Annotated in this window: 12 protein-coding genes; 5 read left to right on the forward strand and 7 right to left on the reverse strand. The window is 44.0% G+C overall.

Features of this window, described 5'->3' with window-relative positions; genetic code table 11:
• Positions 1 to 868, forward strand: an 868-nt coding sequence (locus tag ACT3SX_RS10115; RefSeq protein WP_444761721.1) for an aldo/keto reductase, incomplete at its 5' end; no start/stop codon positions are given.
• A gap of 112 nt (positions 869 to 980) precedes the next feature.
• Here ACT3SX_RS10115 and ccmE read toward each other — a convergent pair.
• The 5 genes from ccmE to ccmA form a co-directional block, all read right to left on the reverse strand.
• Positions 981 to 1,481, reverse strand: a complete 501-nt coding sequence (gene ccmE, locus ACT3SX_RS10120) for a cytochrome c maturation protein CcmE (protein WP_192519708.1) — start codon at positions 1,479 to 1,481, stop codon at positions 981 to 983.
• A 288-nt stretch (positions 1,482 to 1,769) separates the two neighbouring features.
• On the reverse strand, positions 1,770 to 1,973 hold the full coding sequence (ccmD, locus tag ACT3SX_RS10125) for a heme exporter protein CcmD (RefSeq protein ID WP_192992300.1): 204 nt from the start codon (positions 1,971 to 1,973) through the stop codon (positions 1,770 to 1,772).
• A gap of 15 nt (positions 1,974 to 1,988) precedes the next feature.
• On the reverse strand, positions 1,989 to 2,777 hold the full coding sequence (ccmC, locus tag ACT3SX_RS10130) for a heme ABC transporter permease CcmC (protein WP_192519710.1): 789 nt from the start codon (positions 2,775 to 2,777) through the stop codon (positions 1,989 to 1,991).
• Between the two features lie 212 nt (positions 2,778 to 2,989).
• A complete protein-coding gene (locus ACT3SX_RS10135) occupies positions 2,990 to 3,688 on the reverse strand; it encodes a heme exporter protein CcmB (protein ID WP_192519717.1) in 699 nt (232 codons plus the stop codon).
• Positions 3,689 to 3,800: 112 nt separating this feature from the next.
• On the reverse strand, positions 3,801 to 4,430 hold the full coding sequence (gene ccmA, locus ACT3SX_RS10140) for a heme ABC exporter ATP-binding protein CcmA (protein WP_192992301.1): 630 nt from the start codon (positions 4,428 to 4,430) through the stop codon (positions 3,801 to 3,803).
• Between the two features lie 140 nt (positions 4,431 to 4,570).
• On the opposite strand from ccmA, the gene ACT3SX_RS10145 reads away from it, so the two are divergent.
• Together ACT3SX_RS10145 and ACT3SX_RS10150 are read left to right on the forward strand one after the other, a co-directional pair.
• The gene (locus ACT3SX_RS10145; RefSeq protein ID WP_226945127.1) at positions 4,571 to 5,623 is read left to right on the forward strand and encodes a hypothetical protein; all 1,053 of its coding nucleotides are present in this window, start codon (positions 4,571 to 4,573) and stop codon (positions 5,621 to 5,623) included.
• A gap of 55 nt (positions 5,624 to 5,678) precedes the next feature.
• Positions 5,679 to 6,599, forward strand: a complete 921-nt coding sequence (locus ACT3SX_RS10150) for a histone deacetylase family protein (RefSeq protein ID WP_192519711.1) — start codon at positions 5,679 to 5,681, stop codon at positions 6,597 to 6,599.
• A 43-nt stretch (positions 6,600 to 6,642) separates the two neighbouring features.
• Here the strand turns inward: ACT3SX_RS10150 and ACT3SX_RS10155 are convergent, their stop codons facing one another.
• Both ACT3SX_RS10155 and coaBC read right to left on the reverse strand, forming a co-directional pair.
• On the reverse strand, positions 6,643 to 7,434 hold the full coding sequence (locus tag ACT3SX_RS10155; RefSeq protein WP_192519712.1) for a sulfite exporter TauE/SafE family protein: 792 nt from the start codon (positions 7,432 to 7,434) through the stop codon (positions 6,643 to 6,645).
• A gap of 148 nt (positions 7,435 to 7,582) precedes the next feature.
• Positions 7,583 to 8,959 (reverse strand): bifunctional phosphopantothenoylcysteine decarboxylase/phosphopantothenate--cysteine ligase CoaBC, encoded by a 1,377-nt coding sequence (coaBC, locus tag ACT3SX_RS10160; RefSeq protein ID WP_192519713.1) that lies wholly within the window; start codon positions 8,957 to 8,959, stop codon positions 7,583 to 7,585.
• Between the two features lie 128 nt (positions 8,960 to 9,087).
• Between coaBC and radC the strand changes: the two genes are divergently transcribed.
• The gene (gene radC, locus ACT3SX_RS10165) at positions 9,088 to 9,771 is read left to right on the forward strand and encodes a RadC family protein (RefSeq protein ID WP_192519714.1); all 684 of its coding nucleotides are present in this window, start codon (positions 9,088 to 9,090) and stop codon (positions 9,769 to 9,771) included.
• A gap of 301 nt (positions 9,772 to 10,072) precedes the next feature.
• Entirely contained in the window at positions 10,073 to 12,967 is a 2,895-nt protein-coding gene (locus tag ACT3SX_RS10170; RefSeq protein WP_192519715.1) for an acyl-CoA dehydrogenase, read from the forward strand.
• The last annotated feature ends 556 nt before the right edge of the window (positions 12,968 to 13,523 follow it).

Consider the following 13,523-nt stretch of genomic DNA (forward strand, 5'->3'; position numbering starts at 1 on the left):
AAACTATAAGGATAATAATATGAGTGCTAAAAACTATAAAATTCGTACCGCTGGACAAGCAAACATCCCTGTACTCGGTCTAGGTACATGGCAGTCAACCGGACAAGACTGCATCGATGTCGTCAAAAAAGCATTAGAAATGGGTTACGAACATATCGATACAGCTCAAGCTTATGGCAATGAAAAAGAAGTCGGTCAAGGCATCAAGCAATCGGGGGTGGCTCGCGATAAGTTTTTCTTGACCACAAAAATATTTCCTGATGATATGAAATTTCAACCAGAGAAACTAGTTGCGGCAGCCAAACGTTCATTGGTAGACTTAGATACTGACTACGTTGACTTGCTGTTACTGCATTGGCCTGACGACCGCGTACCATTATCTGAGACGATTCCTGCATTGTGCGAATTACAAAAACAAGGCCTGACACGCCATATCGGTGTATCTAATTTTAATATTGCCGATATCATCGAAGCTAAAAAGTATGCTGACGTGCCTATTGTGGTCAATCAGGTTGAGTTTCATCCATTTATTAAACAAAAAACGCTACAGACTTTTCTGAACAACCACCACATCTTGCTAGAGGCTTACTCTCCGCTCGCGCGTGGTGATGTCTTTGATAATGATATTATCAAAGAGATTGCTGATACACATAACGTGACGCCAGCACAGATATCATTGGCTTGGATACTATCAGATAAGCATCGTGTAGCCATTCCAAAGACATCAAACCCAGATCACCTGCAAGGCAACTTGGATGCTATCAACGTACAATTAAGTGCAGAAGAGCTGGATAAAATTGCTAGCCTAGCTCGTAGCGACGGTCGTAAAATTGAGCATCCTGACTATAGCCCTGTATGGGATGACTAATAGTCAATTGACTATAAGTGAAAAACTTAAAGAAAATACTCCATGAAAAAAGCCACCGATACAATCGGTGGCTTTTTAGGCTCTACTAAAATAGTTTTAACGATAATAATCGTTATTGCTGTAAGGTACTGGTCTCATGAACCTTTTCAGCAGGGTTGTATTGCTCAGAAGAAGGTGCGGTACCGCTGCGATTATTTTCTTTCATTGATTTGGCAACTTCTGGTGGCATATAGTTCTCATCGTGCTTGGCCAATACTTCACCAGCCACAAAGGTGTCGCCCTGCATTTTCCCAGTGGCCACAACCCCTGAATTCTCAGCAAACAGATCTGGCAATATCCCTTGATAAGTGACTGGCACCGTAGATTCAAAATCAGTAATAGCAAACTCAACATTCAATGGATTGTCTTCTGCACGCTGTACGCTACCCGCGACCACCATACCGCCTGCACGAATCCGTTTATCTTGTGGCGCTTCACCTTTTGCAATGGCACTAGCATCAAAGTAATAATCGGTCTGTTGTCCAATAGCATATAGAACTAGCACGACAGCGACTGCGGCGCCTGCAAGCGTAAACATCACCCACATTAGTTTTTTGCGACGAACTGCATTCATACCACTACCTCATTGATGAACCACTGTTTTACAGACCTTAATCAGTCCTGCGTTCATCCATAAAACAGAAAATATTAAAGAACCTACTAAAAGAACCTGCCATTAGAAAAAATTTATAAAAACATCTTTCTAATCGTACGTTTCTATTACCTATATAGTAGCATTTTTCGTATAAATCAATCAGCCTTATGGCGAGCTATAAGGTCACACATTCATACGTAATAGGTTGCTAATTTGTACGCTAAAGCCATGATATTGGATGGTTTTTCTGATGGGGATATTTGTTGGTTATAGAGACTTTTTATTAACGCTACGCTGCGCTTGACGTGCTTGCTGAATCGTCAACTGCTTAATAAGTGTCTGTCTCTGCCTACGACTATAAAAAACAAACACCAGCATGACTCCGACCGTGATAGCCCAACACGACCAAACAAACGCACCATGCCTGCCCATGGCGATAAACTCAGAGAAGCTATAAAAATAAGGCTGCATAATATTCCCTAGCGGTTATTTCTGTTGACCACGGATGTATTCTTTTACCCAAGCTTTGCCTTGGTCACGATATAGTATTAGCGTGTTGGTACGGTAAATAGCTAACGCTGCCACCAGTAAATAACTGCCAATAACCATCAGTAATAGCGGCATCCACATATCGGCCGACATTTTTGGCGCAGAGGTCAAACTAAACGTCGAGCCTTGATGTAACGTATTCCACCACTGTACTGAGTATTTGATAATAGGTAAGTTCACTGCGCCCACAATAGATAAAATAGCAGCGGCCTTGCCACGATTGGCAGTATGCTCAAAAGCAGCAAACAGTGCCATAACACCAGCGTATAAAAAAGCCAAAATGAGCATAGATGTCAAACGTGCATCCCAAACCCAATAAGTGCCCCACGTGGGTTTTGCCCAAACAGAACCAGTAATCAGGCTAATAATACATAGCAAAAAACCTATCGGTGCCAGCGCTTGTGCTACCAAACTGGCAGTTTTAATCTTCCATACTAAGTAAATCGCTCCTAATATAGCGAGCGCAAAATAGATAGAAATAGCAATACTAGCAGCAGGTACATGAATAAATATAATGCGGTAGCTGTTGCCTTGTAGATAATCAGGCGGTGCAAAAGCAAGACCCCAGACACTGCCTATCAGCAAGAAGATACCAGCCAATATCGCAAGCCACTTGACCCAAGGCGCAAAGATACGAAAAAATTGCTTGGTACCCACAGTGGTTAAAAAGCCTTGCCAAATGCGCTGCCACAGACTAGGAGATGAGACGTTATTCAGGTTGGGCATGGGGATAAACCTATTTGCGCAGCTCTTTGGTTATCGTCGATACAGCGCAATATAGGCGCTATGATCGTTTAACCTGCTGGCGTTAAACACTGGATCGAATCTATATATTATTTATGTAGAAAGTTAGCTATTATAGCAAAATTGCCCGTTTTCAACATACTGTTAATACAAAGGTTTTTATAAGTATTTCTACGGAATAATCTTTACAGTTTTTAATTAAGCCACGACATTTTCAAGGTCACTGAAATGACCCACGGCATGACCAATACTGAAATAATACTACCAGCCAGCAGTAACGCCAAAATAGGCAAGCCATTAAGGCCAGAAGCAAACAAATCAACCGCACCCGTCGCAAAAATCAGCACAGGCAACTGCATTGGTAAAGCGATCAACGGCACGAGTACCGCACCATTCTTTAGTGACAGTGTCAAACTACTGGCAACTGCCGACAGCATCAACAGCATCGGACTACCGGTCACAATAGAAGCCATCAATATCCACGCTTCAAACCAACTAAGCTGAAATAAAGGCACGGCAAGCAAGCTTAATACAGCCACAATACCACTGCTAAATATCCAGTGAATAATCAAGCGAATCAGTACCCATAACGGCAGTGATGCCTTGGCAACAACCAATTGCGCCAATGTACCATTATCAAGCGCAGGCTTAAACAAACCATCGACACCCATGACCAACGATAACAATGCTGCAATCCACACCGCTGACACACCAAGACGTTGCAATAATGCAGGCTCACTACCTACCGCTAGCGGAAATAATGTAATAATCACTAAGAATAGCACCAAAGGGTACAGCCATTGCACAGCCCCTTGCTGCTTCACTTGCCATTCGCGTCGCCATAGCTGCATAAAGCTAATACCACGCGCAGCCGCCACATTACTATTTTGCATTGGACTGTCCGTCATCATCCGTCCTTTCACTTACATGTATCGCGTTTATCTGGCCATTAAACAGTCAATTCCATACAACGAGATTGACAAGGTGACAGTTCGGTATTGTTTTCTAAACCATAAACTCTGACAAATCGAGCACTTGATTGGCAACGCCAACGGTCTGATGGCTCGTCATTAGTATCGAACCACCAGCATTAGTAAACTTGCATAGCCTGTCTTCCATTCGGGCCACCATATCGACATCGAGAGCGGTGAATGGCTCATCAAGCAACCACAAGGGTGTGATTTCGGGGGTTAGTAGATACAATCTTGCAAGCGTAATACGCCGAGTTTGCCCAGCAGATAAATGGCTTGAGCTGATCGTCTCAAATCCCTGCAACCCTACCCAAGCGAGCGCATCATCAATATCAGCGGTACTTGGTGTGATACCATATAAATTCAGTAAAAAATTTAGGTTTTGTGCCACAGTGAGGTTTGGATGAATGCCTAGCTGGTGCGACACATACAAAGGCTGAGTGGGCAGAGTGACCGTTCCTTGATAAACGACCTCGCCCGTCAGCACTGGTAATAATCCTGCTAGCTGCATCAGTAGTGTCGTTTTACCAGTACCATTTGCACCCACTAAATGACAGATACTACCAGCAGATAAATTGAGAGAGACACCTTCGCACAAAGGTATTTCACCACGCTGGACAGTCAGCTCATCAAGCATGAGTAACGGTGTATCCAAAGCTGTCATCAAAACCTCTCGTTATTTATCGAGTAGCAATCAATATTCAATATTCGTCACAAACCAATACGATGTTCATGGCATAATGCTTTATGCTTACCACAAACACGCAGTATAACAAATTGTCGATTACTATGACCTCAAAACCTATGCAGACTTCAAAAGATAACCAAAACCAAGACTTAACATCAAACACGTCAGCTTTTACTGTAGATAGCTTAATCAACGCGCAAGTTGATTTTATGCAGCAGTGGTTACGTCAGCAAGCCGAACCACTGAGCATGGAGGCTTGGCAATGGTTTGGCGAGCAACCGCTCAGTCAATATATCAGCCGTGAGAGTTTGCAACAGTTAATAAATGACTGGTTACTGGGTCACCCGATGAGTGATGTAATGCGTAAAGACATTCGTGATATCTTACATACCGTCATCTACCATCCAGTCAATGACAAGGTGCCACTGTCTGAACTGGTGGATGATACACAAGTAGACACGCTAGCCAACTATGTGGCGAGTCATGAGCAACAGCGTAATGCATTGATTCACACGCTGATCGGCAATGAAACTTTTGCAGATCTGCTTACCCAAACGCTATACCACGCTATCAACGACTTTATGGAGAGTACGCTAGACAAAGCCGGCGGAGTGGGCAAACTGATGAAACTTGGCCGTAGCTCTTTTGAAAAAGCCACGAACAAAAATCTTGACGATAAGCTGCAAGCCTATTTACACCGTAATATTAAAGACTTGACCCGTCGAGCAGAGGCTAATGCCCAAGCGCACTTATCAAACGAAGAAGTCGCGCGTTTATTAGTTACGGGCTGGGCTCGCATCAAAGAACAACCTGTCAGCCATCTACAAACCTATCTCAGTGATGAGCCTGACAATAACAGCATCGAGCATATTGAAGCCAGTATGCAACAAAGCTATGACCGCTTGCGAGTATCACCTTATTTGCAGACGTTAGTAACAGCCAGTATCGATACTTGGTATGACAACCATCAATCAGATACCATCATGACCGTCGCCGCGAGCATCTATATTGATGAGCAGGCAATGGCACAATTCAATACAGTGCTGCTGCCTATCGTATATGATGCCCTTGATAGCGCATGGTTTACGGCACATATCCGAACCATGCTACAGGCGTTCTATGAGCAGTCGCATATCAAAGAAGGCCTAGCGCTTAATAGCGCTCAATGATGAGTAGCCTCTTTTGTTCTGATAACAATCATCAACACATAAATCATTAAATATTATGCTGAAAATCGCCTACTCTGATATTTTTCGTTATTCAGTGCCTGAAAAGCACCGTTTTCCTATGCAAAAATACACCATGATTCCTGAGCGACTGCTGGCTGAAGGCACTATCACTGTCGATAATTTTTTTGCGCCAGCGCGTTTGAGTGAAGATGAGATTTTGACCACGCATACGCCTGAGTATTGGTATCAATTAAAAACGCAGACCTTACCACGCAAAGAAGCGCGCGCTATCGGCTTTGAGATGAAACCTGAACTGGTCGAGCGTGGCCGTTATATTGCCCATGCAACCTATGAATGTGCGCTATATGCACAGCAATACGGCGTGGCAATGAATGTCGCGGGTGGCACGCACCATGCGTTTGCCGATCATGGTGAAGGATTTTGCGTCTTTAATGATGCTTGTATCGCGAGCAATCTATTATTAGATCGTGGGCAAGCACAAAAGATTTTGATTGTTGATTTGGACGTGCATCAAGGTAATGGCAATGCCAGTATCATGGCAGACGAACCACGCGTATTCGTGTTTAGCATGCATGGCGCAAAGAACTATCCTTTTCGCAAACAAGTATCAGATCTAGATATTGAGCTTGATAACGATGCAGGTGACGCAGAATATTTGCAGATATTACAAGAAACCTTGCCGCGATTAATAGCAGAGTTTTCGCCAGATATGATGTTTTATCAGTCAGCGGTGGATGTACTAGCGACCGATAAATTAGGAAAGTTGGGACTGACAATAGAAGGCTGCAAGGCACGTGATCATTACGTATTGAGCCAAGCCAAAGCCGCCAACATTCCTGTTGCTATCGTGATGGGTGGTGGTTATTCAGAAGACATCGAAGACGTGGTTGAGGCGCATTGCAATACGTTTCGTTTGGCGCAGCAGATATTTTTTGGGAAAGGCGCTGACTTATAAAAATTGCGCAATCGCTCATATTGGGCAGCTTTAGACCATGTTGCTAGAAAAAATCAGCAATACCCTGCCAACCCACACGAATACCAAGTACGGTTAAAATCACTAAAATAAGCTGACGAAAACGTGCTTGCGGTAAATAACGACGTAAGCGAATTCCAACCAATAAAGTGGCGACAGACAAAACACTCAGCACAGCAATCAGCTGCCACTCACCGCTACTCAGTGCCATGATAGGCTCACGTAATACGATAATTTGAGCGATTTTTCCTAAAAAGTAACACATGTTACCGACTTTCGCGATGGTATGTTTATCATCACTGGCAGATAGTAAGTACATCATCAGTATGGTCGACATCGCATTGGTCGCACCGCCAACAACACCAGCACTAAAACCAACCATAATCAGTACAGGCTTGGTATCTGGCAAACGAACTTGCTTGCCGAGTAAGCTACTGATGACATAAAACCCAATAACCGCTGCTAATAGCAATAAAATATAAGCACTATCTATCCATAGCAGTAGCTTTGCGCCTACGATACTGCCAAGCAAACTCGTTAAAGCAAGCAGCCAATACCGTCTGCCATAATAGATAAAATTTTGCCAAATCGTACGACCACCACCCGCTAGCCAGGTCATCGCATTGAGTAATAATGAGGGAAAGATGACCAATACAATGGCATGGGGCAATGGATACATGCTAGCAAGTGCCGTGGTGGTCACCAACGTCACCCCTAACCCACTAATGCCATGTAGCAATGATGCCATCGCAAATATCACAATCAGCCACAACATCTGCGTACTATCGTTACCCGCTACATCCATTAGACCTGTCATATCACTTCAGCTTTTTTATTTTATATATAGCAATAACACGAGAGCGTGTTTTCATCTTAAAAACAGTCGTAAAATAAAATGAAGCGAATCAAACAAGCTTCACACCAACACATTTCTATCACCTGTCTATAGTCGCTTGACCATATCACTAGCGATTGTGACGCTGAGATATCGTCTCACCAATAATGCTAGCCAATTGCTCAGCAATTTTATCCTTGCTCGCTTTTTCAAGCGTGATGCTATCGTTTTTATAATGCTCTGAGAAAAACACTTGCATGGCATTATCATCGCTAGCAAAACCAATATCTGGTCGCGAAACATCGTTGCAAGCAATCAGATCTAAATTTTTAGAAACAAGCTTACCACGCGCATAGTGCTCGACATCTTGGGTTTCTGCCGCAAAACCAACAACAAACAACTCTGGATGCGCCAGTGAAATCGTTGCTAAAATGTCAGGGTTTTTAACCAAATTGAGCGTCATCACGTCTTGCGTTTTTTTGATTTTTTGTGGTGCAGCTTCTTCGGTACGATAGTCAGCGACAGCAGCGGTTGCAATAAAAACATCTGCCATTCTCACGCTATCACCGGAGGTAGTGACAGCAACATCATGCTCATCTCCGCAACCGCAACCGCAACCGCAACCGCAACCGCCGTGATGATGGTCGTGTGAATGAGTATGTTCCTCTGCATCATCAGATGGCTCAAATAACAATGCCGCATGAGTACCGTCCACACATTGCTGCGCTACTAACAACATCTCTTTCGCTGATAATACATCTATACGTGTAACATTGAGCGGCGTCGATAGTGATACCTTGCCACCCGTAATCAAAATCACCTCTGCACCAGCCGCCACGCAGGCACGCGCCAAAGCAAAGCCCATCTTTCCGGTGGAGTGATTAGACAGATACCTCACAGGGTCAATAGCTTCAACCGTTGGCCCTGCGGTAATCACGACTCTCCTACCTTCGAGCAGTTGCGGTGTCGTTTGCATCGCATTGAATAGCAACACCTCGTCCAATAGCTGCTCAGGCTCAGGCAAACGCCCTGCTCCCACATCACCGCATGCTTGCTCACCACTCGCGGGCTGAATAATCTGATAATTCATATCGCGCAAGGTTTGCACGTTTAGGTTGACCGCTGGATGCGCCCACATCTGCTGATTCATGGCAGGTGCAACGATAACTGGTGCCGTCGTCGCAAGGCACACCGTCGTCAGAAGATCATCTGCCATACCCATAGCGAGACGTGCCAGCGTATTGGCAGAAGCTGGTGCGATAACGATTAAATCAGCCCATTTCGCCAGCTCAATATGCCCCATGCCTGCTTCAGCATGCTCATCTAATAATGAGGTGTGCACCTCATTACCAGTTAGCGCTTGCAGTGTCAGTGGGGTGATAAAAGCCTGTGCGCCTGTAGTCATAATAACGCGCACATCAAAGCCTGCCTTAATCAATAAGCGGGCAAATACGGCAGATTTATAAGCGGCGATACCGCCAGTGATAGCAAGCACGATATTAGACATAAGCAGGGCAACAATAAAAAAGTTGAAAGATAGAATTGCGCTTATAGTAACAATTATGAGATAAGTTGGGTAAGAATTTCGATATTTACTAAATATATCCGGCAGTAATCCATTTTCAAGGAGTGACAATGGCGATCAAAGACTGGCACGAAGATGACCGACCACGTGAAAAACTATTAAAATTTGGTGCTGCCCATTTGTCCGACGCGGAGATATTAGCGATATTTCTGCGTACTGGCACCCAATCACAGTCAGCGATTGAATTGGCTCGTCACTTAATCGAGCAATTCGGTAGCTTAGCCGAACTATTGGCAGCGCCTCAAGAAACCGTCCTCGCTTGTCACGGCATTGGGCCTGCAAAATACTCACAGATATTGGCCTCGCTTGAGATGGGCACGCGTTATTTAGACAGTCAACTAAAAACAGGCCAAGCGCTTGGACGCTCGCAAGCAGTCAAAGACTATATTAGCACCCAATTACGTGGTGAGCACCGCGAGGTTTTTGCGGTGCTTTGTCTAGATAATGCGCTCAATCTGTTAAACTTCGAGATACTATTCACAGGCGGCATTTCATCTTGTTCCGTTTGTATCAAACATGTGCTGCGACATGCATTAAGCCACGCGGCTAGCCAACTTATCATTGCCCACAATCATCCTCATACCGATGCCACACCATCGACGGCAGATAACTTGCTTACCTATGAGTTAAAAAAAGCCTGCGACCTGTTAGATATATCACTAATCGATCATATCATCGTAGGACGTAATGAGACGCTATCCTATGCTGAAAGCTGCTTAGCGCCTTTTGGTTAGCTTTATCTGACTTATTTGGTCGTTGGTCCTACTAGCTATATACTTTATGGCGCTTGATACATATCATCGACACAGCGTAGCATTTTAACCGTTGATAGTCATCGACAACTGTTTCATATTGGTAGCTAGCTTTATCTTTTATTTGCCTTTTCCTAATTGGAATTCAAAACCAATTATTGGTGGCGAGATTCACTTAACGATAAGGCCGCTAAACGTCCGAAAAAATAACAACTATCTAGCTTAAAACATTCCTAGTCATATAATTTCACGCTTTTGGTTCAGCGTTATAAAGGAGACAGTCATGGTAATTGGCTTATTCATCTTAGCAATCATCATTCAATTAGCCATGGTTTTGACCATCTTTTTGTTATCCTTATCACGTGTCACTGGCAGCGTTATTGCTATCATTATCGTAATCGCTACCGCCTTGCTCAGTCCATGGTCGCTGATCTTAGGTATACCTATAGCTTTACTCTGCTTAGTGCTACTCATCACACCATTGCGCCAGTCGTTAGTCACCAAGCCAGTTTATAAGGCCTTGGGCGGCGCGATGCCAAGCATGAGTGATACTGAGCGTGAAGCCCTCGACTCTGGTACCAGTTGGTGGGAAAAAGAGTTATTTATGGGTGCGCCCAATTGGGACACCTTTGCAGCCTATCCGTACCCAGAGCTATCGGCAGAAGAACAAAGCTTTATGGATAATGAGGTGGAAGTATTGTGCACCATGCTAGATGAATGGAAAATTCAGCATGAAGACAAAGAGCTGTCACCACAAGCGTGGCAATTTATCAAAGCCAATGGCTTCTTAGGTCTCATCATTCCAAAAGAGTTCGGAGGATTGGATTTTAGCTCGTATGCGCAAAGCCGTATCATGAGTAAGATAGCCTCTCGCTCCCCTACTGCCGCTGTGACTTGCATGGTACCAAACTCGCTCGGCCCTGGTGAGCTACTCATGCACTATGGTACGGACGAGCAAAAACAACGCTGGCTCCCAGGTTTGGCCAAAGGTGATGAGATACCCTGTTTTGGTTTGACAGGCCCTGAGGCGGGCTCCGATGCAGGTGCGATTCCTGATACTGGTGTGGTTTGCTACGGTATCCATGAAGGTCAGCAAGTGCTTGGCTTACGTATGAACTTCTCCAAACGCTGGATTACTTTAGCACCTATCGCTACCGTTGTCGGCTTAGCATTTAAAATGCATGACCCAGAAGGACTGCTTGGCAATTCTGAGAAAACCGATTACGGCATTACTTGTGCGCTAATCCCTGCGAGCCACGAAGGCGTTATTATAGGACCACGTCATAATCCAATCGGCTCACCATTTATGAATGGCACAGTCGATGGTAAAGACGTCTTTATACCGTTAGATTATATCATCGGTGGCGTCGAAAACGCTGGACGTGGTTGGCGCATGCTGATGGAATGCTTAGGTGTTGGTCGTGGTATTTCCTTGCCAGCTTTATCCACCTCAGCCAGTGAAATGACCTATTTGTCTGTTGGTGCGTTTGCTAAAGTGCGCGAGCAGTTTAAGATTTCTATCGGTAAGTTCGAAGGCATACAAGATGCCACCAGCCGTATGGCCAGTAATACCTATATGCTAGAAGCGTTTCGTCATCTCGTCACTTGCGGGCTAAACCAAGGCGGTACGCCATCGGTCATGACGGCAATGGCAAAATACTATGCTACCGAAACCATGCGTAGCGTGGTCAATGATGGTATGGATGTGGTCGGTGGTCGTGCGGTACAGATGGGACCACGTAATTTCTTAGCGACCCCTTATCAAGCGATTCCAGTCTCTATCACCGTTGAGGGTGCAAACATCTTGACGCGCTCATTGATGATATTTGGTCAAGGTGCGATGCGCTGTCACCCTTATCTATTTGATGAGCTGCAATTACTACAAAGCGAAGACAAGTCCAACGCATTAAAAGAGTTTGATGTTCTATTTTTCAAACATCTAGGTTATACCTTTAACCGCGGGGCAAAAGCATTTGTCGCAGGTTATGTCGGTGGTAGCGGTAACGCCCCTAGCTTCGTAGACAGCTTTACTCGTCCTTATTACAAGCATATCAATCGCCTAAGTGCAGGCTTTGCCTTGACTGCTGATATGGCATTGGGACTACTGGCGGGTGATTTAAAGCGTAAAGAGATGCTCTCTGGACGCTTAGCTGATATTCATAGTCATTTGTTTATCGCAACGGCTATTTTGCAGTTCTATGAGCATGGTAGCAAATCGAAGTCTGAACGCTTACATGCTGAAGTTGCTCTACAAAACAGCTTATACACCATTCAAGAAGCATTTTTATCCTTCTTTGATAATTTCCCAAATCGAATGGCCGCCAAGTTGGTTGGCTTTGTGACGTTCCCAACAGGTCGTATATTTACGCCGCCGAGTGATGAGCTTAAACGTCAATTGGGTGATACCTTTATGGATGACTTTGAGACCAACCCGTTCCGCGACTATCTCAAAACCATGGTTTATTACAATACCGAAGAAGACGATGTGACTGGGCGTATGGAACATGCTTATCAAACGCTTATCCATATCGAGCCCCTATGGCAGAAGTTTAAAAAGGCTGAGCACAAAGACAGCTTTGAAGGGCTAACGTTTGAAGATCATGTGGTTTATGCCAGTCAAAACGAAGACATCACTGAAGAAGAAGCCGAAGTTCTCATTCAGTATAATGCTATCCGCTTTGACTCACTATTAACCGATGTGTTTGATAAGCATTTATCACAAGCGCAAGAACGCTCTAACCCTCACACTCTTGACAATGCAGTACAGCAACTGACTGACTATGCCCAGCTCAAGCAAAATGCACAAGCCAAACATGGTGTTGCAACGGATAATGAGGTTGTAGAGGATAACGTTGATACGTCTCAAAATACTGATGAACAAACCGGCGATGCCAATCCTAATCATGGTTATGAGAACGATGGTGATGTCGCAATGGTCAGTGAGCAAAACACGACTGAAGAGACAGGCACGCAGACAGATTTTAATGAATCAGATCCTGATACAGAAGCCCTTGACCCTCGCTATCGTGATGCCGAATCACATCTCAGTGAGCGTATGAGTAATAATCACAGTCGCCATACTGCATCGTCAAACACTACCGACGAAGGTCTATCTGAAATGCCCGAAAAACCTCAGCCGCATCAAGAAAATGTACAGCAGGATACTGATAAGATTTAGCAATCGATTCTGAATGCTCGGTGCGACTTTAAGCTTTCTAATAAGACCTTAACGACACACTAGCAATACACTGATTCTCAAAAGCCAGGCTACCCTCAAACGGTGGTTTGGCTTTTTTATTTTATTAACAAATGAAAAGTTTTTAGTGTGTGTCCTCATTTTAAAAATGGTAATAAAAATGAGATAAATTGTAGTCAAACAAGGAAAATAGCGCAGATAATATCGAGATATTAGTCAGCTATTTGACGCCGTTTGGCAAGATTTAGCCATTTTTAACCCATTTAGATGGCTATCGATTGAATTGAGGACACGCCCTAGTCATACCATGATAGTAACGACGTTCTAATACATATGAATCGCCTAGCCTTAAAGCAGTCTATAGCATCAATTCGTTAATATGCAAAATCACACTACAGACTTATTTATATTTTTTTGTTTCATATGCGAAACAAACTGTTTAGAATAAATACTGACTATAATGTGGGTACATGGTTATGATAAAAGTCATGTAATGAGAAAAAAATGATAAATAAATCTTGCAGTGCCCATTATAATT

The sequence above is a fragment of the Psychrobacter sp. AOP31-B2-9 genome (genome assembly GCF_052378005.1).
Taxonomy (GTDB): domain Bacteria; phylum Pseudomonadota; class Gammaproteobacteria; order Pseudomonadales; family Moraxellaceae; genus Psychrobacter.

Coding starts and splice junctions, on each gene's coding strand:
- ccmA (WP_192992301.1), bottom strand. CDS start 4,430: ATGACAGCTTTGGATACACCGTTACTCATGCTTGATGAGCTGACTGTC.
- ACT3SX_RS10145 (WP_226945127.1), top strand. CDS start 4,571: ATGCAGACTTCAAAAGATAACCAAAACCAAGACTTAACATCAAACACG.
- coaBC (WP_192519713.1), bottom strand. CDS start 8,959: ATGTCTAATATCGTGCTTGCTATCACTGGCGGTATCGCCGCTTATAAA.
- ACT3SX_RS10155 (WP_192519712.1), bottom strand. CDS start 7,434: ATGACAGGTCTAATGGATGTAGCGGGTAACGATAGTACGCAGATGTTG.
- ccmC (WP_192519710.1), bottom strand. CDS start 2,777: ATGCCCAACCTGAATAACGTCTCATCTCCTAGTCTGTGGCAGCGCATT.
- ACT3SX_RS10135 (WP_192519717.1), bottom strand. CDS start 3,688: ATGCAAAATAGTAATGTGGCGGCTGCGCGTGGTATTAGCTTTATGCAG.
- ACT3SX_RS10150 (WP_192519711.1), top strand. CDS start 5,679: ATGCTGAAAATCGCCTACTCTGATATTTTTCGTTATTCAGTGCCTGAA.
- ccmD (WP_192992300.1), bottom strand. CDS start 1,973: ATGCAGCCTTATTTTTATAGCTTCTCTGAGTTTATCGCCATGGGCAGG.
- ccmE (WP_192519708.1), bottom strand. CDS start 1,481: ATGAATGCAGTTCGTCGCAAAAAACTAATGTGGGTGATGTTTACGCTT.
- radC (WP_192519714.1), top strand. CDS start 9,088: ATGGCGATCAAAGACTGGCACGAAGATGACCGACCACGTGAAAAACTA.
- ACT3SX_RS10170 (WP_192519715.1), top strand. CDS start 10,073: ATGGTAATTGGCTTATTCATCTTAGCAATCATCATTCAATTAGCCATG.